Source organism: Streptomyces sp. NPDC033131 (assembly GCF_055578365.1).
Genome location: NZ_JBVIPA010000037.1, coordinates 1 through 20,019, shown reverse-complemented (window position 1 = coordinate 20,019; position 20,019 = coordinate 1). Strand labels below are relative to the sequence as shown.

Below are 20,019 nucleotides of genomic sequence, written 5' to 3'. Positions count from 1 at the left end.
AGTAGGTCCCTCCCCACGCCACGCACACCACCGACCCCACGCAGGCCACCTCAGAACTCCCTCTCCGCCACCAACCCCACCTGAACCAACGGCTTCCCCCGCCGCCGGGACACAAAGACCCCCCGCCCCGCGGGCATCGGCCGCGGCCGGACCCCGCCGAGCAGGTCCCCCTCGGCCGGGTCGCCGGCCAGGACGACACCCTGGGCGCCCAGTTCCTTGATGCGCTGCATGAACGCCTCGTAGGAGGCCCGTCCCGCGCCGGCCGTCGACCGCGCGATGATGAACCGCACGCCCACGTCGCGGGCGAACGGAAGCAGCTCGGTCAGGCCCGCCAGCGGATTCCCGCTCGACGTGGAGACGAGGTCGTAGTCGTCGATGACGACGTACACCGTCGGTCCCTGCCACCAGCTCCGGTCCCGCAGTTGCTGGGCGGTCACGTCGGCCGTGGGCGAGCGGCGCTGCATCAGGTCGGCCAGGGCGGCCATGTGGTGGTCCATGGAGTTGGACATGGGGATGTACTCGGCGAGGTGCGACGCCGGCGTCACGTCCAGCAGTGAGCGCCGGTTGTCGATGACGAACAGCTTGGCCTCGTGGCCCTCGTACCGTTCCGTGAGTTGCTTGATCAGCAGTCGCAGCAGGTTGGACTTGCCCGACTCGCTCTCACCGAAGACGAGGAAGAACGGGTCCTGCTCGAAGTCGACGAAGACCGGTTCAAGGTTGTCCTCGTCGAGCGCGAAGGCGACACCGCGCTGGGGGAAACGGTTGCCGGGCGGCAGCTGTTCGGCCGGGAACTCGCGGGGAAGCAGGCGGACTTCGGGAGCTCCGGGCGCCTGCCAGTGCCGGGAGACCTCGGTCGCCAGCGCGGCCGTGGCCTCCGCCAGGTCCGTGTCGGAGGTCAGACCGTCGATGCGGGGCACCGCCGCCATGAAGTGCAGCTTCTGCGGCGCCTGTCCGCGGCCCGGCACGCCCGCCGGAACGTTCGCGGCCACCTTGCGGTCCAGCTCGGAGTCCATCGTGTCGCCGAGCCGCAGCTCCAGGCGGTTCATCAGCTGGTCCTTGAGGGCGGCCCTGACCTCCATCGAGCGCGAGGCCGTGAGGATCAGGTGGATGCCGTAACCGAGGCCGCGCGCCGCGATGTCGTGGATCACCTGGTCCATCGCCTCGTAGTCCGCGCGGAAGTTGCCCCAGCCGTCGATGACGAGGAAGACGTCTCCCCACGGCTGGTCCGTGACCGGGATCTCGCCCCGGGCACGGCGGGCCCGGAAGTCCGCGATGGACGCGATGCCGGCGGAGCGGAAGTACTCCTCGCGTTGGGTGAGCACGCCGTACACCTCGGCCACCGTGCGCCGCACGCGCTCCGGGTCCAGTCGTGAGGCCACGCCACCCACGTGCGGCAGTCCGGCGATCGCCGCCATGCCGCCACCGCCGAAGTCCAGGCCGTAGAACTGGACTTCGTGCGGTGTGTGGGTGAGCGCGAACGCGGAGATCAGCGTGCGCAGCAGCGTCGACTTGCCGGACTGCGGGCCGCCGACGATCTGCATGTGGCCGGCCGCGCCGGAGAAGTCCGCCCAGAGCGGATCGCGGCGCTGCTCGAAGGGCTTGTCGACCAGGCCCACCGGCACGATCAGGCGGCCCGCGCCTTCGTAGCCGGGCTGGGTGAGGCCGCGGCCCGGTACGGCGGTGAGTCCGGGCAGGAGGCTGTCCAGGGAGGGCGGGCTGTCCAGCGGCGGCAGCCACACCTGGTGGGCCGCCGGGCCCTGCGCCTCCAGCCGGCGCACGACCACGTCCAGCACGGTGTCCGCGAGAGCGTCGTCGACGTCCGGAGTGTCCGAGGCCGCAGGGCGCTGCTGCGGTACCGCTACGTACTGGACCGGCACCTCGGCCGCGGTGAACAGCACCGGCCGCCGGTCCATCGGCAGCCGGCCGCTGCCCAGCGCCGACCGCTGTGTGCCCGAGCGGTACACGCCGGAGACGTACGCCGCCTTGAAGCGCACCATCTCGCCCGTGCCGAACTTCAGGATGCCGGAGCCGGGGACGTTGGGCAGTTCGTAGGCGTCCGGCACGCCGATCGCCGCCCGGGACTCCGCGGCGGAGAAGGTGCGCAGACCGATCCGGTACGACAGATAGGTCTCCAGTCCGCGCAGCCGCCCCTCTTCCAGGCGCTGCGAGGCCAGCAGCAGGTGCACGCCGAGCGACCGGCCGATGCGGCCGATCTGGACGAACATCTCGATGAAGTCCGGCTTGGCGGTGAGCAGTTCGCTGAACTCGTCGATCACCAGGACCAGCGAGGGGATCGGCTGCAGCGGCGCGCCGGCCGCGCGTGCCTTCTCGTAGTCGTGGATGTTGGCGTAGTTGCCCGCGTCGCGCAGCATCTCCTGGCGGCGGTTGAGCTCGCCGCGGATGGAGTCGCCCATGCGGTCGACCAGGGTCAGGTCGTCCGCGAGGTTGGTGATGACGGCCGCCACGTGCGGCATCTGCGCCATGCCGGCGAAGGTGGCGCCGCCCTTGAAGTCGGCGAGGACGAAGTTCAGGGTCTCCGAGGAGTGCGTCACCGCGAGGCCCAGCACCAGGGTGCGCAGCAGCTCCGACTTGCCGGAACCGGTGGCGCCCACGCACAGCCCGTGCGGGCCCATGCCCTCCTGTGCGGCCTCCTTGAGGTCCAGCATGACGGGCCGGCCGTCCTCGCCGAGTCCGATCGGCACCCGCAGCCGCTCGGCCAGCGAACGCGGCCGCCAGGTGCGCTGGGTGTCGACGGACGCCGCGTCACCGAGGTTCAGCAGGTCGGTGAACTCCAGGTTGGCCAGCAGTGGTTCGTCGTCGTCCCCGCCGGAGGCCATCCGCAGCGGGGCGAGTTGCCGGGCGAGCGCTTCGGCGGACTCGTAGGAGAGGGTGTCGGGAGTTCCCTCGTAGACGACGCCGTGCCCCGACTCCAGGTGCAGCGCCTCGGGTTGTACGACGATGGAGAGCTCGCCGCCGGCCCCGGTCAGCTCGCCGGGGACGACCTCGAGGACGGTGACGCCCTGCAGACCCTCGGGGTTGGCGAGGACGGAGTCGGGGGGCAGGGAGAGGCCGTCGAGTACGACGACGATGTGGGGTTCCTCCGGCAGGGGCGCCGCGTTCGGGTGGAAGCGCGGACGGCCGGTCAGCCGGGTGGCGAGCAGGTTCTCCAGCTCGCGGCTGTCGCTGTCAATCAGCCTGCGGCTGCCGGCGCCGTCCACGGAACCGGGCGCCTGGACGTGCGGGAGCCACTTGGCCCACTCCCAGTGGGGCAGGGCCTGCCGGCCTGCCGCGACGACGATGAGGAGGTCCTGGGGGGAGTGCAGCGCGGCCAGCGAGCCGGCCATGGCCCGGGCGGAGGACCGTACGGACTGCGGGTCACCGCTGATCGTGACGTGGTAGAAGGCGCGCAGTGAGACCGCCATCGGCAGGTCGTCCAGGGTGCTGTGGACGGCGAGGAAGCGCTGCATCGCGCCCGCCGTCAGCGGCTCCAGCTGTTCGACGGGGGCGGTCTCGGGGGCGACCAGGGCACTGGCGAGCGCCTGCGAGCCGAGGCCGATGCGGACCTGGGCGAAGTCCTCGTCGCCGGGGCGCCGTTCCCACACCCGGCTGCCTTCGGCGACCAGCGCCCACAGCTGCTCGGGGGAGGGGTGGAGGAAGTACTGCGCGTCCCGCTGTGCCCTCGCCGTGTCGACGGCCGTGCGCCGGGTCTGCGCCAGGTAGCTGAGGTAGTCGCGGCGCATGTCCGCCAACTCACCCTGGGAGCCGCGGCGGAAGCGGACCACCATCGCGATGGACATGGCGATCGTCGACGCGATCATGATCATGCCCATGATCTTCATGAACGGCTGCCCGCTCGTGAAGAAGAAGACCACCGAGCCACCCATGCCGAGCGTCGGCAGGAGCTGCATCAGCACGCTTTCCTGGTGCCCCCGCGGCAGTTCGGGCGGAGGCTGCAGGACGATCTCCCGCGTGGACACTTCGGACGGCAGCACCCGAGGCGGGCGCTTCACGACGATGTGGCTCACTGTCATCCATTCCCTTGGCCGGCCCGGAGAGTCCGTCCGCCGCCCCGTCTCGGGCGGACGCAGGCCGCCGCGTGATCCTACTGACTTCGCAAGAGACGACGGGACGGTAGGGTGCCGGATGTTCGCGTGAGCACACGCGAGTTGGGCTGGAGGATCAGGGCATTCCGTGCCATCTGACGAGGTACGGAACACCGGTGTCAGCCCCGCGGCGGACTGGTCGCCACCTTCCCGCGGCGCCCGTCCTGACGGGCGGGAAAAGCGGCGCAGGACTTTCACACCGCAGACGCGGAATTATCACTGAGGGGGATCAGCAGGTGAGCATGACGGCCTCCGCGGCAGCCACCGGAGGAGGGACCGGTACGGGGACCTCCGGTACGGGCACGGGGCTCGGCTTCTGCCGGGTCACGATCGTCGCGCCCGACAGCCGGATCGACGTGGCACTGCCCGACGACATCCCGGTCGCCGACATCTATCCGGAGATCCTCAGGCTCTCCCAGCAGAGCCCCACCGAGGGCGCACCCGTCGGCTACCACCTGGTACGCCGGGACGGCACCGTCCTCGACAGCTCCCGGTCCTTCGCCGCCCAGCGCATTCTCGACGGCGAACTCCTCACCCTGCGCCCCTTCGCCGAGTCGCTGCCCCCGGCCGTCTTCGACGACGTCTCCGAAGCGGTCGCCTCCGCGGTGACGAGCGAACGCACCCTGTGGAGCGGCGACTTGACGCGCGCCGCAGGCCTCGTCGGAGGCGGTGTCCTGCCGGTCCTGCTCGCCTTCGTGGCCTGGACCGGCGACCCGCGCCACGACATGCACAGCCTGCCCGGCGTCCTCGCCGGAATCGCCGGTGTGCTCCTGGTCGTCCTCGCGTGCGTACGCGCCCGGGTCTACGACGACCGGGCCTCGGCCATCGCCCTGGGACTCGGCGCCCTCCCCAACGTCGGCGTGGCCGGCTCGGGACTCCTCCCGCTCACCGACGGGCAGGGCATAGGCAAGCTCCAGTTCCTCCTCGCCTGCGCTGCGGTGCTGCTGGCCTCGTTCCTGCTCACGTTGTGCTCGCCGAGCGGAGACGGGCCGTTCGTCGCCTTCGTCTTCGCCTCCGCCATCGGTCTGCTCGCCGTGTTCGCGGGCACCCTCGCCGACTGGACGGCCTCCGAGATCGCCGCCCTGTGCGCCCCGATCGCCGTCGGCGCCCTCGCCTTCCTGCCGGGGCTGTCGATGCGCTTCGCCCGGCTGCCGATCGGCTTCGACACCCCGGAGGCCGCCCCGCGCAGCGCGTACGACACCGACCCCACCCCCCAGGAGCCGGTCGACGCCGAGCGGATCGCCGCCAAGGCCCGGCGCGGCCACGAGCTGCTGGTCGGCCTGGTGGGCGGCTGCGCGGTGACCGTGGTCGGTTCCTCGGCGGTCCTCGGCTTCTCGTCCGACGTCTGGGCCCAGCTCCTCGCCCTCGCGACCGGGGTGGCCCTGCTGATGCGCGCCCACCTCTTCCGGTACACCGGTCAGGTCGCCCCCGTCCTCTCCGCCGGACTCGCCTCCCTCGTCCTGCTCGGCCTCGGTCTCGCGCTCAACCCGCCGCAGTCGATCGTCCGCGACGCCCTCCTGGGCGACCGCGGCGACCTCGACATCCGGACCATCTGGCTGGTCGCGGCGATCGCCGCGACGGCCGCGCTCGTCACCTCGCTCGGCCTGATCGTCTCGCGCGGCGGTCCCACCCCGTTCTGGGGACGCTTCCTGGAGATCGCCGAGGGCTTCGTGCTGCTCACCCTGGTGCCGCTGGCCCTGGCCGTCTTCGACGTGTACACCACCGCCCGGTCGATGACGAGCTGATCCAGCCGATCCGGCTATGAGCGAAGGGACCATCGAGCGTGAGCTTCGGCCCACCTCCATCGATATTCACCCAGTCGACGGTCTCGGCTGACCTCCAGCGCAGGAAGCGTCGTAGGACGCTGCTGTTCGGCGGGGTGGCGGCCGTCCTGGTCGTCGTCCTGGCCGTCGGCGGCCGGCTGCTGTGGGACCGGGATCCGTCAGCGTCGAACAAGCCCCTGGCCGCCGCCCCGCAAAGCCGCCTCGACGTCCGGGAATCGGTCGAGACACCGCCCAAGAGCACCACCGGAGTCATGGCGTTCCGTTTCTCGGAGGACGAGATGGCGCCCGGCGAGCGGGTCCAGATGCCCGGCACCTGGGCCACGGACGAGATCCTCGCCAAGGGCATCAACAGAAGCCTCGTCGGCCTGAGGATCGGCACGGACGCCTCCGTCGGCGACGAGGAGTGGAAGCTCCAGTTCCCCGGCCCGATCTGCGGCTACACGCGCCATGTGACCGTCGAGAACCGTACGGCCGTCCTCTTCCGTTCGGGCACCGGCGAGGACGCCCACTGCGACCACGTGGCCTTCGTCGACCTGGACGACGGCCGGAAGATCTGGGAGCACGCGTTCACGTCCGGCAAGTGGGATTCCACCGGCGTGACCCTCACCCACGCCACGGTCGCCGTGACCCGGGACGGCGGCTCCGAGGCGTACGACATGGACGGGGGCCGGCGGCTGTGGCGCACCGAGGGCCCCGGCGACTGCAAGGACCGCAGCGTGGCCGGCGGACGTGCCCTGCTCGTGCTGGTCGCCTGCCCCCAGGGTGACAAGCCCGCCACCGCGTGGGAGTCCACGGTGTACCAGGTGCGCAAGGTGGCGCCGGGCACCGGCAGGACCGTGTGGACCTACCGGATCGCGTCCGGAGTCCGGGACGTACAGGTCCCGTCCACCGACCCCGCCGTCCTCGCGGTCGCGGCCGGCGACACCGGCTACACCGAGCTGCTCTCCCTGGACGGCAAGGGCAAGAACCGTGCCACGGTCCGGCTGCAGGGCGGGCAGTACGTCGGTGAGTGCAACGACGCCGCGTCCGACTACGGCATCATCGACGACTGCCCCACGATCCCGGTGGGCGGCGGCCAGGTCTTTCTCCGGAGCAAGGACCACGAGGACGCCAAGCGTCCCTCCAACTGGATCGTCGGCTTCGACCTGAGGACCGGGAACACGGTCAAGAAGTTCGACTCGGGGCCCAACGAGCTGCTGTACCCGATGCGGATGAGCGGCGACCGGCTCCTCGCACTGCGCGAGAGCGGCGACCGCATCTCACCGATGGCGCTGGTGAGTCTCGACCCGAAGACAGGGGAGGAGACCCCGTACTTCTACTTCGGTCTGCCGCTGGAGGCCGAGGTGTTCACGCTCAGGGACTCGTACGACATCCTCGTCCAGGACGGGCGGCTGTTCTTCGCTGCGAAGGAGGCGAACGGCCCCGCCAAGGGCAAGCAGTGGATCTGGCTGGCCCTCGGCATCGAAAGCGCCGCGCGGGCCGGCATGACCACGACCCGGTAGCGGAGACGACGAGCGGGGAACCGGCCGTGCACCCGTTCCCCGCCCCCGGCCTGTCACTGAGCGGCAGGCCCGCCACCGGGGGGCGCAGGGTCCAGATCGAACTCTCCGTCCCGCGCCCCCAGCACGAACGCCCGCCACTCCGCCTCCGTGTAGCGCAGCACGGTGTCGGGGTCGAGCGACGACCGCATGGCCACGGCTCCTTCGGGGAGGTAGGCGATCTCGACCCGCTCCTCGTGCTCCTCGGTGCCCGGGGCGCTGTGCCACTCGACGCCGGAGATGTCGAGGGCGTACAGCTCGTCCCTCTCGCGCTCCTTGCGTGCCTTGACTTCCTCGTCCTTGGTGTCGGCCATGGCGACTTCTGATCCTTCCCTCTGCAACGAGCTGTCCAGTCACCCTACTGGCCGTCGTTCCCCCAGGTCAGACGTTTGCTCATGAGCGACCGTCACGAAGGGCGACAACTCCCTCACACATCCGCGCCCTCGGCAGAAAGGTGCCGTCCGTGAGTTTCGGCCCACCGCCGTCCGTCTACACCGAGTCCACTCTGGCGGCCGAGAACCGCAGAAAACGCCGCCGACTGCTCACCCTCGGTGCCACCACGACCGCGCTCGCGCTGCTGCTCGCGGGCATCTGGGTCCTGTCGTACGACGGCACCGGCACCCCCTCCGACCAGAGCCCGGCCGCGGTGAGGCAGGCCCCTGACGACATCCGGGAGACGATCGAGCGGCGGCCGGCGACTCCGGAAGCGGTGAGCGCGGTCGAGCGTCGCGCCGAGGGCGTCAAGGCCGGCCAGAACGTCAAGGCGACGGGCACCTGGGCGACCGCCAGGACGTTCGCGAAGACCGTGGGCAACCGCATCACGGGGTACAGGGTCTCGACCAACCGCGAGGCGTGGAAGCTGACCTTCCCCGGCGGTGTCTGCGCCGCCACCCCGCACGTCACCGCGGACGGCCGGACCGCCGTGGCCTTCTCGAGCGAACCCACCAGGACCGATCCGAGCGGGGGGACCATGAGCGGTCCGTGCGACAGGGTCGCGATGTTCGACATCGACACGGGCAAGCGGCTGTGGCACGTCGAGTTGCCCGAGCGGCGACTCGTGCCCGCCAGGGTCACGATGACGCGCGGAAAGGTCGTCGCGGCCTGGGAGGACGGCTCGGCGGCGTACGCCATGACCGACGGGAAGCCGCTCTGGTCGCACACGCCCGGACCGGCCTGCGGGGACAGCGGCTACTCCGGGGGCAAGGCCCTCGTGCGCGTCGTCAGGTGCGGCAACGCGGACAACCGGCGCTTTCGGGTGGAGGGGACGGATGCCGGGACGGGAAAACCCCTGTGGAGCTACGCGGTGACCCCGGGGGTCCAGGACGTTCGTCTGATCTCCTCGTCCCCCGTGGTCATCGCCGTCGCGGCGGGCGACCTCGTGGTCACCGAGCTGATCTCCCTCGGTGACCAGGGCGAGTTCCGCGCCACCATCTCGGTGCCCGTCCAGAACTACCTCACCAAGTGCGGCGACGGCATCGACGTCACAGGCCCGGTCGAGACCTGCGAGGCGGTCGTGGTCGGCGAGCGGCAGCTGTACGTCGCCACGCAGGCCCGCGGCACCGGCACCGCGAGCGCCCACGGTCAGGTGGCCAACGAGATCGTCGCCTTCGACCTGGCCACCGGGAAGAGCGCCGGGAAGTTCGATGCCCGAGCCGGCCGGCCGATGTACCCCGTCCGCATGAGCGGCGACAGGCTGATCGCCGTCCGGGAGTCCACCTCGGCCCACACGCCCAGCGCCGCCGTGAGCATCGACCCCGAGTCGGGGAAGGAGACCCTGCTCCTGCTCTACGGCACGGTCGGCATGCTGCCCTTCGAGTACCTGGACGTCCGCTACGAACACGGCCGCGTCTTCTTCGCCGCCACGAGCCTCGCCGGACCGGTGAGCAAGGACGACGAAGGGGAGGGCCTGTGGCTCGCCGACGGGTTCGAGACCGGCGGCTGACACCGCAGACCACCCCGGTCGGGGGCATCCTCGCAGGCTGGTAGTCTGTGCTGTGGCCGTTTGTGTACGCGCCCCCGGAGCCCACGCCCTGGAGGCCGCGCCCAGCGGATCCCCGCCTCCCGAGTAACGGAAGCTCCCCCGAGATGTGGACCGGGGGCACTCGGTGGCCCTTCACAGACTACGAGGAGTACGCGTGTCGCTCGACGCCGCAACGAAGAAGCAGCTCATCACCGAGTTCGGTACCAAGGAGGGCGACACCGGCTCCCCCGAGGTCCAGGTCGCGATGCTCTCGCGCCGTATCTCGGACCTGACCGAGCACCTCAAGACCCACAAGCACGACCACCACTCCCGCCGTGGTCTGCTCATCCTGGTCGGTCAGCGTCGCCGCCTGCTGCAGTACCTCGCTAAGAAGGACATCCAGCGCTTCCGCGCGCTGGTCGACCGCCTCGGCATCCGCCGCGGTGCGGCGGGCGCCAAGTAAGACGCCGTGAGGGGAGCGGTTCCCGTGATCATCGGGGCCGCTCCCTTTGCTGTACGTACGGAAACGTGCGGAGTGTCACCGACGCTTTGTAGTGTGGTAGCACAACGCAATACGGACGACACAGAGTGATGACGGGTACTCGCTGAGGGTAGGGCGTCATCACGACAAACGAACGAGGAGGAGCGCACCTCGCCGCCGCCGGTCCTCGGTAGTGGCCCCCGGGGGGAAGAGAGCCCCGAGGGCTTCGATCGAAGACCGGCCCGCACCAGACGGAGCGCTTCTCCGCAACCGTCCCCCTGCCACACGGGCAGCCGAGGGACGAAGACGAGGAGAAAGTACTAGTGGAGAACGAGACCCACTACGCCGAGGCCGTCATCGACAACGGCTCCTTCGGCACCCGCACCATCCGCTTCGAGACGGGCCGCCTGGCCAAGCAGGCCGCCGGCTCCGCCGTGGCGTACCTGGACGACGACACCATGGTGCTGTCGGCCACCACCGCCTCCAAGAACCCCAAGGACCAGCTCGACTTCTTCCCCCTCACGGTGGACGTCGAGGAGCGGATGTACGCCGCCGGCAAGATCCCCGGCAGCTTCTTCCGCCGTGAGGGCCGTCCCTCCGAGGACGCCATCCTCACCTGCCGCCTGATCGACCGCCCGCTGCGCCCGTCCTTCAAGAAGGGCCTGCGCAACGAGATCCAGGTCGTCGCCACCATCATGGCGCTCAACCCCGACCACCTGTACGACGTCGTGGCGATCAACGCCGCCTCCGCGTCCACGCAGCTGGCCGGCCTGCCCTTCTCCGGCCCGATCGGCGGCGTCCGCGTCGCGCTGATCAACGGCCAGTGGGTCGCGTTCCCGACGCACACCGAGCTCGAGGACGCCGTCTTCGACATGGTCGTAGCCGGTCGCGTCCTCGAGGACGGCGACGTCGCGATCATGATGGTCGAGGCCGAGGCCACCGAGAAGACCATCCAGCTGGTCAAGGGCGGCGCCGAGGCGCCGACCGAGGAGGTCGTCGCCTCCGGTCTGGACGCCGCGAAGCCCTTCATCAAGGTGCTCTGCAAGGCCCAGGCCGACCTCGCCTCCAAGGCCGCCAAGCCGACCGGCGAGTTCCCGGTCTTCCTGGACTACCAGGACGACGTCTTCGAGGCGCTCTCCGCCGCGGTGCGCCCCGAGCTCGCCCAGGCGCTCACCATCGCCGGCAAGCAGGACCGCGAGGCCGAGCTGGACCGCGTCAAGGCGCTGGCCGCCGAGAAGCTCCTGCCGGAGTTCGAGGGACGCGAGAAGGAGATCTCCGCCGCGTACCGCTCGCTGACCAAGGCCCTGGTCCGTGAGCGCGTCATCAAGGAGAAGACGCGCATCGACGGCCGTGGGCTGACGGACATCCGTACGCTCGCCGCCGAGGTCGAGGCCATCCCGCGCGTGCACGGTTCGGCGCTGTTCGAGCGTGGCGAGACCCAGATCCTGGGCGTCACCACCCTGAACATGCTCCGGATGGAGCAGCAGCTGGACACCCTCTCCCCGGTGACCCGCAAGCGCTACATGCACAACTACAACTTCCCGCCGTACTCCGTCGGCGAGACCGGCCGCGTCGGCTCCCCGAAGCGCCGCGAGATCGGCCACGGCGCTCTCGCCGAGCGCGCCATCGTGCCGGTCCTGCCGACGCGCGAGGAGTTCCCGTACGCGATCCGTCAGGTGTCCGAGGCCCTCGGCTCCAACGGCTCGACGTCCATGGGCTCGGTCTGCGCCTCCACCATGTCGCTGCTGAACGCCGGTGTGCCGCTGAAGGCGCCCGTCGCCGGTATCGCCATGGGCCTGATCTCCCAGGAGATCAACGGCGAGACGCACTACGTCGCCCTCACCGACATCCTCGGTGCGGAGGACGCCTTCGGCGACATGGACTTCAAGGTCGCCGGCACCAAGGAGTTCGTGACCGCCCTCCAGCTCGACACCAAGCTGGACGGCATCCCGGCCTCCGTCCTGGCCGCGGCCCTCAAGCAGGCCCGTGACGCCCGCCTCCACATCCTCGACGTGATGATGGAAGCGATCGACACGCCGGACGAGATGTCCCCCAACGCCCCGCGGATCATCACCGTCAAGATCCCCGTGGACAAGATCGGCGAGGTCATCGGCCCGAAGGGCAAGATGATCAACCAGATCCAGGAGGACACCGGCGCCGAGATCACGATCGAGGACGACGGCACCATCTACATCGGTGCCCAGGTCGGCTCGCAGGCCGAGGCCGCCCGCGCCACGATCAACTCGATCGCGAACCCGACCATGCCGGAGGTCGGCGAGCGCTACCTGGGTACGGTCGTGAAGACGACCACCTTCGGTGCGTTCGTCTCGCTGCTCCCGGGCAAGGACGGTCTGCTGCACATCTCGCAGATCCGCAAGCTCGCCGGCGGCAAGCGCGTGGAGAACGTCGAGGACGTCCTCGCCGTGGGCTCCAAGGTCCAGGTCGAGATCGCCGAGATCGACTCCCGCGGCAAGCTCTCCCTCATCCCCGTGATCGAGGGCGAAGGCGACGACGAGAAGAAGGACGACACCGACCAGTGACGTCGAGCAGCTCCACGGCGACGGCCCGCACCTCCTCGGAGGCGCGGGCCGTCGCCCGTACCCAAACCCTCATCAAGGGGACCAACGGCATCGGTGTCGTGCGCAAGACCACCCTCCCCGGCGGCCTGCGCATCGTCACCGAGACCCTCCCCTCCGTACGCTCCGCGACCTTCGGCATCTGGGCCCACGTCGGCTCCCGCGACGAGACCCCGGCCCTGAACGGCGCCACCCACTACCTGGAGCACCTCCTCTTCAAGGGGACGCAGCGCCGGTCCGCCCTGGACATCTCCTCCGCCATCGACGCCGTCGGCGGCGAGATGAACGCGTTCACGGCGAAGGAGTACACGTGCTACTACGCACGCGTGCTCGACACCGACCTGCCGCTGGCCATCGACGTCGTCTGCGACATGCTCACGGGCTCGCTCATCCGTGAAGAGGACGTCAACGTCGAGCGCGGCGCGATCCTCGAAGAGATCGCCATGACCGAGGACGACCCGGGCGACTGCGTGCACGACCTGTTCGCGCACACCATGTTCGGCGACAACCCCCTCGGCCGCCCGGTCCTCGGCACGGTCGACACGGTCAACGCCCTCACCGCCGACCGCATCCGCCGCTTCTACAAGAAGCACTACGACCCGACCCACCTCGTGGTCGCCGCGGCCGGCAACATCGACCACAACAAGGTCGTACGACAGGTCCGCGCCGCCTTCGAGAAGGCCGGCGCCTTCAAACAGCCCGACGCCGACCCCGTCGCGCCGCGCGAAGGCCGCCGCGCCCTGCGCACCGCGGGCCGCGTCGATCTGATCGGCCGCAAGACCGAGCAGGCCCACGTCGTCCTCGGCATGCCGGGCCTGGCGCGTACGGACGAGCGGCGCTGGGCGCTGGGGGTGCTGAACACCGCCCTCGGCGGCGGTATGTCGTCCCGCCTCTTCCAGGAGGTCCGCGAGAAGCGCGGCCTGGCCTACAGCGTGTACTCGTACACCTCCGGCTTCGCCGACTGCGGCCTGTTCGGCGTGTACGCGGGCTGCCGCCCGAGCCAGGTGCACGACGTGCTGAAGATCTGCCGCGACGAACTCGACCACGTCGCCGAGCACGGCCTCTCGGACGACGAGATCGGCCGCGCCATCGGCCAGCTCCAGGGCTCCACGGTCCTGGGCCTGGAGGACACCGGCGCGCTGATGAACCGCATCGGCAAGAGCGAGCTGTGCTGGGGCGAACAGATGTCCGTCGACGACATGCTGGCCCGGATAGCTTCGGTCACCCCGGACGACGTCCGCTCGGTCGCCGGCGAGATCCTGGGCCGACGGCCCTCGCTGTCGGTCATCGGCCCGCTCAAGGACAAGCAGGCGTCCCGTCTGCACGAGGCCGTCGCCTAACCAATCCGAACCCCGGGACTCCGGAACCACGGTTAAGGAAGCAAGAAGATGAGCAAGCTGCGCGTGGCGGTCCTCGGCGCCAAGGGCCGGATCGGCTCCGAGGCGGTACGAGCGGTCGAGGCCGCCGAGGACATGGAGCTGGTGGCCGCCCTCAGCCGGGGCGACAAGCTGGAGACGCTGGCCGAGACCGGTGCCCAGGTCGCCGTCGAGCTGACCACGCCGGCCTCGGTCATGGACAACCTCGAGTTCTGCGTACGGCACGGCATCCACGCGGTCGTGGGCACCACCGGCTGGACCGACGAGCGCCTCGCGCAGCTCAAGGGCTGGCTCGACCGGTCCCCGGAGACCGGCGTGCTCATCGCGCCCAACTTCTCCATCGGGGCCGTCCTGACCATGAAGTTCGCGCAGATCGCCGCGCCGTACTTCGAGTCCGTCGAGGTCGTCGAGCTGCACCACCCGAACAAGGTGGACGCCCCGTCGGGCACCGCCACGCGCACCGCCCAGCTCATCGCCGAGGCCCGCCGCGCGGCCGGCTCCGCCCCGGCGCCGGACGCCACGGCGACGGCCCTGGACGGCGCGCGGGGGGCCAGCGTGGACGGGGTGCCCGTGCACGCCATCCGCCTGCGCGGACTGCTCGCCCACCAGGAGGTCCTGCTGGGCGGCGAGGGCGAGACGCTGACCGTCCGCCACGACTCCCTCCACCACAGCAGCTTCATGCCGGGCATCCTGCTCGGCGCCCGCCGCGTGGTGACCACCCCTGGCCTGACCTTCGGCCTGGAAAACTTCCTGGACCTGGGCTGACACCGCGATGCGAGCCAAGCTCTCCTACGCCATAACGGCCGCCGCCCTGGTCTTCTACTTCGTCCTGGTCGGCAGCCGCGGTGTCATGCTCATCCAGACCGGCACGCTCCTCACCGTCACGTTCGGCGTGGCGGTGCTGATCCTGCCGGTCATCGGCGTGTGGTTCCTGTGGAAGAACACCCAGTTCGTCCGCAAGGCCAACCGGCTCGCCGCCGAACTCGACGCCCAGGGCGGCCTGCCCGTCGACGAGCTGAAGCGCACCCCCGGCGGCCGCATCGACCGCGACTCCGCCGACGAGGTCTTCACCCAGCGCAAGGCCGAGACGGAAGCGGCTCCCGACGACTGGCGCAGCTGGTTCCGTCTAGCCGTCGCCTATCAGGACGCCCGCGACACCCCGCGCGCCCGCAAGGCCATGCAGCGGGCGATCGCCCTCCACGAAGGCAGGCCGGTCCAGGCCTGACCGCTCGCTCCGTACGCCGAAGGGGCCGACCCGCACCACCTGCGGACCGGCCCCTTCGCGTAGCTGCCGACGTCAGCTTCGCTGGTACTCGTAGGCCCATGCCTCGACCGCGTCCGACGCCCTGTCGAAGGCCGCGGCACGCGCCAGGAAGTCCGCGTTGTGCGTGGTCAGCAGGACCGACACGTCGTCCGCGGCCCGGTCCTGGCGTACGAGGAGCAGTGCCTGACCCTGGATGGTGCGCGGCAGTCCGAGCCAGCGCACCGGCTGCTGCACCGTCCGCACGGCCGTCACCCGCTCCCAGGGCACGGTGCGCGTGAAGAGGAAGTCCACTCGGCGCAGTCCGTAGGCACTCACCCACACGCCCACCCGCAGCAGCCGCAGGGCGCCGACGATGACGAGCAGCGCGATACCGAACACCACACCCGCCTCGGACACCGAGCCGGTCAGCGCGATGATGACGGCCGCGAACAGCACGTACGAGGCGAGCAGCAGCAGGACCGCGGCCGCTCCCACGCGCCACGGGCCGGGCCGGTAGGGGCGCCGCCAGCGGTCGCGGTCGTCGAAAGGCAACGCGACGTCGTCCGCTGACTCGAATGCGCGGTCGGCCGTCAGGAAGGGCAGGGGCACGGCTGGGTCCTCACTCAATCCATCCATGGGCTGTGCCCGGTGAGGTTATCGACCTGCGTCCCTGCCCACCACCTCTGGGGGTCCGGATGGAGTCAGTGCCCCTGGGACGCCTGGGACTGCTGCGTCTGCGTCGACTGATCCGGACTGAGCGCCGGCATCCCGACGACCAGGGAGCCCACGAGGGCGGCGACGATGGTGAGCCCCAGCAGCCAGCGCCCGGCAATCTGACTGACGGACGCCCGCTCGCGGGGCGGGGGAGCGACATTGCTGCGGAACTTGTCGGCTTCGGCGAGGAAGGCGAACGGTACGGGTTCGCGCCGACGGAACATCGGGGGTGCTTCTCCCTTCGGGGTCGAACGAGTGACTCTCACTGACACAGACGAGCGGGTGCCCCAAAAGGTGCCATGATTCGCCGAATTCGCAGAAGTTCACCGAAGTTGTCGCGTCCCGGCACCGAACGCCCCGATGTCAGTGCCGGGCCGTAGAGTGGGCGCCGCCCGACAGAAGTGATGGAAGGACCCTCCGAGCCGTGACCGACACCCCCGCCGACGACCTCAAGCCCGGCTTCCGCAGCGACGTCACCGTCGAGCTCGTCAAGCACACCGCGTCCGACGCCGACGTGCTCTTCGCCGCCCGCGTCTCGACCATCGGCGAGCAGTCCCTGGAGGAGATGGGCAAGGACCCGGAGCGCTCCAAGGGCCTGATCAACTACCTCATGCGGGACCGGCACGGCAGCCCCTTCGAGCACAACTCGATGACGTTCTTCATCAGCGCCCCGATCTTCGTCTTCCGCGAGTTCATGCGCCACCGGGTGGGCTGGTCGTACAACGAGGAAAGCGGCCGCTACCGCGAGCTCCAGCCGGTCTTCTACGTCCCCGGTGAGTCCCGCAAGCTGGTCCAGGAGGGCCGCCCGGGCAAGTACGTCTTCGTCGAGGGCACCCAGGCCCAGCAGGAGCTGGTCGGCCGCACCATGGACAACTCCTACCGCCAGGCCTACGAGGCCTACCAGGAGATGCTCGCCGCAGGCGTCGCCCGCGAGGTCGCCCGCGCGGTCCTCCCCGTCGGCCTCTTCTCCTCGATGTACGCCACCTGCAACGCCCGCTCGCTGATGCACTTCCTCGGCCTGCGCACCCAGCACGAGCTGGCGAAGGTCCCGTCCTTCCCGCAGCGGGAGATCGAGATGGTCGGCGAGAAGATGGAGGCCGAGTGGGCCCAGCTCATGCCGCTGACGTACGCGGCCTTCAACGCGAACGGCCGAGTGGCGCCGTAGCGCACCCTCGTTCCCCCACAGGGCACAGATGTACGGGTCAGCCTCACGAAGTGTCCGTATTGCGGCATTTAGTGAAGTTCATCTAGCCTGATCAAACGGACCCGGCACTGCTTGAACCCCCGAGCAGGCAGTGCCGGGCTCCGCATTTGTCACCACTTGTCGCCTCACCCGAGGGCAGACCCGGCCTTGAGCAGCGAGTAGCGTGTTACCCATGGCTCCGACCTCCACTCCGCAGACCCCCTTCGGGCGGGTCCTCACCGCCATGGTCACGCCCTTCGCGGCGGACGGCGCACTCGACCTCGACGGCGCACAGCGGCTCGCCACCCACCTGGTGGACGCAGGCAACGACGGCCTGATCGTCAACGGCACCACCGGCGAGTCGCCCACCACCAGCGACGCGGAGAAATCGGATCTCGTACGAGCCGTCCTGGAGGCCGTCGGCGACCGCGCCCACGTCGTCGCCGGCGTCGGCACGAACGACACCCACCACAGCATCCAGCTCGCCCGCGCGGCCGAGAAGACGGGCGCACACGGCCTCCTGGTCGTCACGCCGTACTACAACAAGCCCCCGCAGGAGGGCCTGTACCGGCACTTCACGGCCCTCGCCGACGCCACCGAACTGCCGGTCATGCTGTACGACATCCCCGGCCGCAGCGGCGTCCCGATCAACACCGAGACACTGGTCCGCCTCGCCGAGCACCCGCGGATCGTCGCCAACAAGGACGCCAAGGGCGACCTGGGCCGAGCCAGCTGGGCCATCGCCCGCTCCCGCCTCGCCTGGTACTCCGGCGACGACATGCTGAACCTGCCACTGCTCTCCGTGGGAGCGGTCGGTTTCGTCTCGGTCGTCGGCCACGTGGTCACTCCCGACCTGCGGGCGCTCGTGGACGCGTTCACCTCCGGTGACGTCCAGAAGGCGACCGAGATCCACCAGAAGCTGCTCCCGGTCTACACCGGGATGTTCCGCACCCAGGGCGTCATGACCGCCAAGGCCGCGCTCGCCCTCCAGGGCCTGCCCGCCGGACCGCTGCGCGCCCCCATGGTCGAGCTCGCGCCCGAGGAGATCGAGCAGCTCAAGATCGATCTTGCCGCGGGTGGGGTACAGCTCTAGCACCAGACTTCGCGAACTGCTTCGCGCGATCAAGACTTCACAACTGAATAAACAGGCCACCGGTGCCTGTGTCCACAACGACAACTGCTTCTGCACGAACGTCATGCGCGCCACGTGCCCACCGGTACGTGGCGCGTGTGGTGAGGAGAGTCTTTTGAGTCATCCGCATCCTGAACTCGGCCCGCCCCCGCCGCTCCCCGCGAGCGGCCTGCGCGTCACCCCGCTCGGCGGCCTCGGCGAAATCGGCCGGAACATGACCGTCTTCGAGTACGGCGGCCGCCTGTTGATCGTCGACTGCGGCGTGCTCTTCCCCGAGGAGGAGCAGCCCGGCATCGATCTGATCCTGCCGGACTTCACGTCCGTCCGGGACCGCCTCGACGACATCGAGGGCATCGTCCTCACGCACGGCCACGAGGACCACATCGGCGGCGTCCCCTATCTCCTCCGCGAGAAGCCGGACATCCCGCTCATCGGCTCCAAGCTGACCCTCGCCCTGATCGAGGCCAAGCTCCAGGAGCACCGCATCCGTCCGTACACCCTGGAAGTGACGGAGGGACACCGCGAGCGCATCGGTCCCTTCGACTGCGAGTTCGTCGCGGTCAACCACTCCATCCCGGACGCCCTGGCCGTGGCCATCCGCACGCCCGCCGGCATGGTGGTCCACACGGGCGACTTCAAGATGGACCAGCTTCCGCTGGACAACCGCCTCACGGATCTGCACGCGTTCGCACGACTGAGCGAGGAGGGCATCGACCTCCTCCTCTCCGACTCGACGAACGCCGAGGTACCGGGCTTCGTCCCACCCGAGCGCGACATCTCCAACGTCCTGCGCACCGTCTTCGGCAACGCCCGCAAGCGGATCATCGTGGCGAGCTTCGCCAGCCACGTCCACCGCATCCAGCAGATCCTGGACGCGGCCCACGAGTACGGCCGCCGGGTCGCCTTCGTCGGCCGCTCGATGGTCCGCAACATGGGCATCGCCCGGGACCTGGGCTACCTGAAGGTCCCGCCGGGCCTCGTCGTGGACGTGAAGACCCTCGACGACCTCCCGGACCATGAGGTGGTCCTGGTCTGCACGGGCTCCCAGGGCGAACCGATGGCGGCCCTGTCCCGCATGGCCAACCGTGACCACCAGATCCGCATCGTCCCGGGCGACACGGTCATCCTGGCGTCGTCGCTGATCCCGGGCAACGAGAACGCGGTCTACCGCGTCATCAACGGCCTGACCCGCTGGGGCGCGAACGTCGTCCACAAGGGCAACGCCAAGGTGCACGTCTCCGGCCACGCCTCCGCGGGCGAGCTCCTGTACTTCTACAACATCTGCCGCCCGAAGAACCTGATGCCGGTCCACGGGGAATGGCGCCACCTACGCGCCAACGCGGAACTGGGCGCCCTGACCGGCGTCCCGCACGACCGGATCGTCATCGCCGAGGACGGCGTGGTCGTCGACCTCATCGAGGGCAAGGCGCAGATCTCCGGCAAGGTGCAGGCGGGCTACGTGTACGTCGACGGCCTCTCGGTCGGTGACGTCGGGGAGCCGGCGCTGAAGGACCGCAAGATCCTCGGAGACGAGGGCATCATCTCGGTCTTCGTGGTCATCGACTCCTCGACGGGCAAGATCACCGGAGGGCCGCACGTCCAGGCCCGCGGCTCCGGAATCGAGGACTCGGCCTTCAGCGATGTCATCCCGAGAGTCACGGAGGTCCTCGAGCGGTCAGCTCAGGACGGCGTCGTGGAGCCCCACCAGATGCAGCAGCTCATCCGCCGGACCCTGGGCAAGTGGGTCTCGGACAACTACCGGCGTCGGCCGATGATCCTCCCTGTGGTGGTGGAGGTCTGACGGTCCGTCGGCCTTCATCTGCGTGAACCAGGAGCGGGGGGGGGGGGGGGGGGGGGGGGGGGGGGGGGGGGGGGGGGGGGGGGGGGGGGGGGGGGGGGGGGGGGGGGGGGGGGGGGGGGGGGGGGGGG

At 70.0% G+C, this 20,019-nt stretch carries 15 protein-coding genes; 11 read left to right on the top strand and 4 right to left on the bottom strand.

The window, feature by feature from the left end; all coding sequences use genetic code 11:
- Positions 1-50 precede the first annotated feature (50 nt).
- Positions 51-4,025 (bottom strand): type VII secretion protein EccCa, encoded by a 3,975-nt coding sequence (gene eccCa, locus ACZ5XS_RS34855; RefSeq protein WP_468658279.1) that lies wholly within the window; start codon positions 4,023-4,025, stop codon positions 51-53.
- A 320-nt stretch (positions 4,026-4,345) separates the two neighbouring features.
- Between eccCa and eccD the strand changes: the two genes are divergently transcribed.
- Together eccD and ACZ5XS_RS34845 are read left to right on the top strand one after the other, a co-directional pair.
- On the top strand, positions 4,346-5,848 hold the full coding sequence (eccD, locus tag ACZ5XS_RS34850; protein ID WP_468658277.1) for a type VII secretion integral membrane protein EccD: 1,503 nt from the start codon (positions 4,346-4,348) through the stop codon (positions 5,846-5,848).
- A 38-nt stretch (positions 5,849-5,886) separates the two neighbouring features.
- Positions 5,887-7,389, top strand: coding sequence for an outer membrane protein assembly factor BamB family protein (locus tag ACZ5XS_RS34845; protein ID WP_468658154.1), 1,503 nt, complete (start codon positions 5,887-5,889; stop codon positions 7,387-7,389).
- Between the two features lie 53 nt (positions 7,390-7,442).
- Here the strand turns inward: ACZ5XS_RS34845 and ACZ5XS_RS34840 are convergent, their stop codons facing one another.
- Positions 7,443-7,739 carry a DUF397 domain-containing protein gene (locus ACZ5XS_RS34840; RefSeq protein WP_468658153.1) on the bottom strand — a complete coding sequence of 99 codons (297 nt, stop codon included), beginning with the start codon at positions 7,737-7,739 and terminating at the stop codon, positions 7,443-7,445.
- 149 nt (positions 7,740-7,888) lie between these two features.
- On the opposite strand from ACZ5XS_RS34840, the gene ACZ5XS_RS34835 reads away from it, so the two are divergent.
- From ACZ5XS_RS34835 to ACZ5XS_RS34810, 6 genes are all read left to right on the top strand, one after another.
- Positions 7,889-9,367 carry an outer membrane protein assembly factor BamB family protein gene (locus tag ACZ5XS_RS34835; protein ID WP_468658151.1) on the top strand — a complete coding sequence of 493 codons (1,479 nt, stop codon included), beginning with the start codon at positions 7,889-7,891 and terminating at the stop codon, positions 9,365-9,367.
- Between the two features lie 193 nt (positions 9,368-9,560).
- Positions 9,561-9,848 (top strand): 30S ribosomal protein S15, encoded by a 288-nt coding sequence (gene rpsO / locus ACZ5XS_RS34830; RefSeq protein ID WP_217234539.1) that lies wholly within the window; start codon positions 9,561-9,563, stop codon positions 9,846-9,848.
- Between the two features lie 341 nt (positions 9,849-10,189).
- Positions 10,190-12,406 (top strand): polyribonucleotide nucleotidyltransferase, encoded by a 2,217-nt coding sequence (locus tag ACZ5XS_RS34825; protein ID WP_217234538.1) that lies wholly within the window; start codon positions 10,190-10,192, stop codon positions 12,404-12,406.
- On the top strand, positions 12,403-13,782 hold the full coding sequence (locus tag ACZ5XS_RS34820; protein WP_468658149.1) for a M16 family metallopeptidase: 1,380 nt from the start codon (positions 12,403-12,405) through the stop codon (positions 13,780-13,782). Before ACZ5XS_RS34825 ends, ACZ5XS_RS34820 begins: the two co-directional genes overlap by 4 nt.
- A gap of 48 nt (positions 13,783-13,830) precedes the next feature.
- The gene (dapB, locus tag ACZ5XS_RS34815) at positions 13,831-14,583 is read left to right on the top strand and encodes a 4-hydroxy-tetrahydrodipicolinate reductase (RefSeq protein ID WP_468658147.1); all 753 of its coding nucleotides are present in this window, start codon (positions 13,831-13,833) and stop codon (positions 14,581-14,583) included.
- Positions 14,584-14,590: 7 nt separating this feature from the next.
- A complete protein-coding gene (locus ACZ5XS_RS34810) occupies positions 14,591-15,043 on the top strand; it encodes a hypothetical protein (protein ID WP_468658145.1) in 453 nt (150 codons plus the stop codon).
- A gap of 72 nt (positions 15,044-15,115) precedes the next feature.
- Here the strand turns inward: ACZ5XS_RS34810 and ACZ5XS_RS34805 are convergent, their stop codons facing one another.
- Together ACZ5XS_RS34805 and ACZ5XS_RS34800 are read right to left on the bottom strand one after the other, a co-directional pair.
- Positions 15,116-15,670: a hypothetical protein gene (locus ACZ5XS_RS34805; protein WP_468658143.1), complete on the bottom strand. Its 555-nt coding sequence runs from the start codon at positions 15,668-15,670 to the stop codon at positions 15,116-15,118.
- A 92-nt stretch (positions 15,671-15,762) separates the two neighbouring features.
- Complete coding sequence (locus tag ACZ5XS_RS34800) at positions 15,763-15,999, bottom strand: hypothetical protein (protein WP_468658141.1); 237 nt, start codon at positions 15,997-15,999, stop codon at positions 15,763-15,765.
- Positions 16,000-16,199: 200 nt separating this feature from the next.
- Between ACZ5XS_RS34800 and thyX the strand changes: the two genes are divergently transcribed.
- The 3 genes from thyX to ACZ5XS_RS34785 all read left to right on the top strand — a co-directional run bounded on the left by thyX (position 16,200) and on the right by ACZ5XS_RS34785 (position 19,891).
- Entirely contained in the window at positions 16,200-16,940 is a 741-nt protein-coding gene (gene thyX / locus ACZ5XS_RS34795; RefSeq protein ID WP_468658139.1) for an FAD-dependent thymidylate synthase, read from the top strand.
- A gap of 211 nt (positions 16,941-17,151) precedes the next feature.
- Positions 17,152-18,051, top strand: a complete 900-nt coding sequence (gene dapA, locus ACZ5XS_RS34790; RefSeq protein WP_468658137.1) for a 4-hydroxy-tetrahydrodipicolinate synthase — start codon at positions 17,152-17,154, stop codon at positions 18,049-18,051.
- 154 nt (positions 18,052-18,205) lie between these two features.
- Entirely contained in the window at positions 18,206-19,891 is a 1,686-nt protein-coding gene (locus ACZ5XS_RS34785) for a ribonuclease J (protein WP_468658135.1), read from the top strand.
- Positions 19,892-20,019 lie beyond the last annotated feature (128 nt).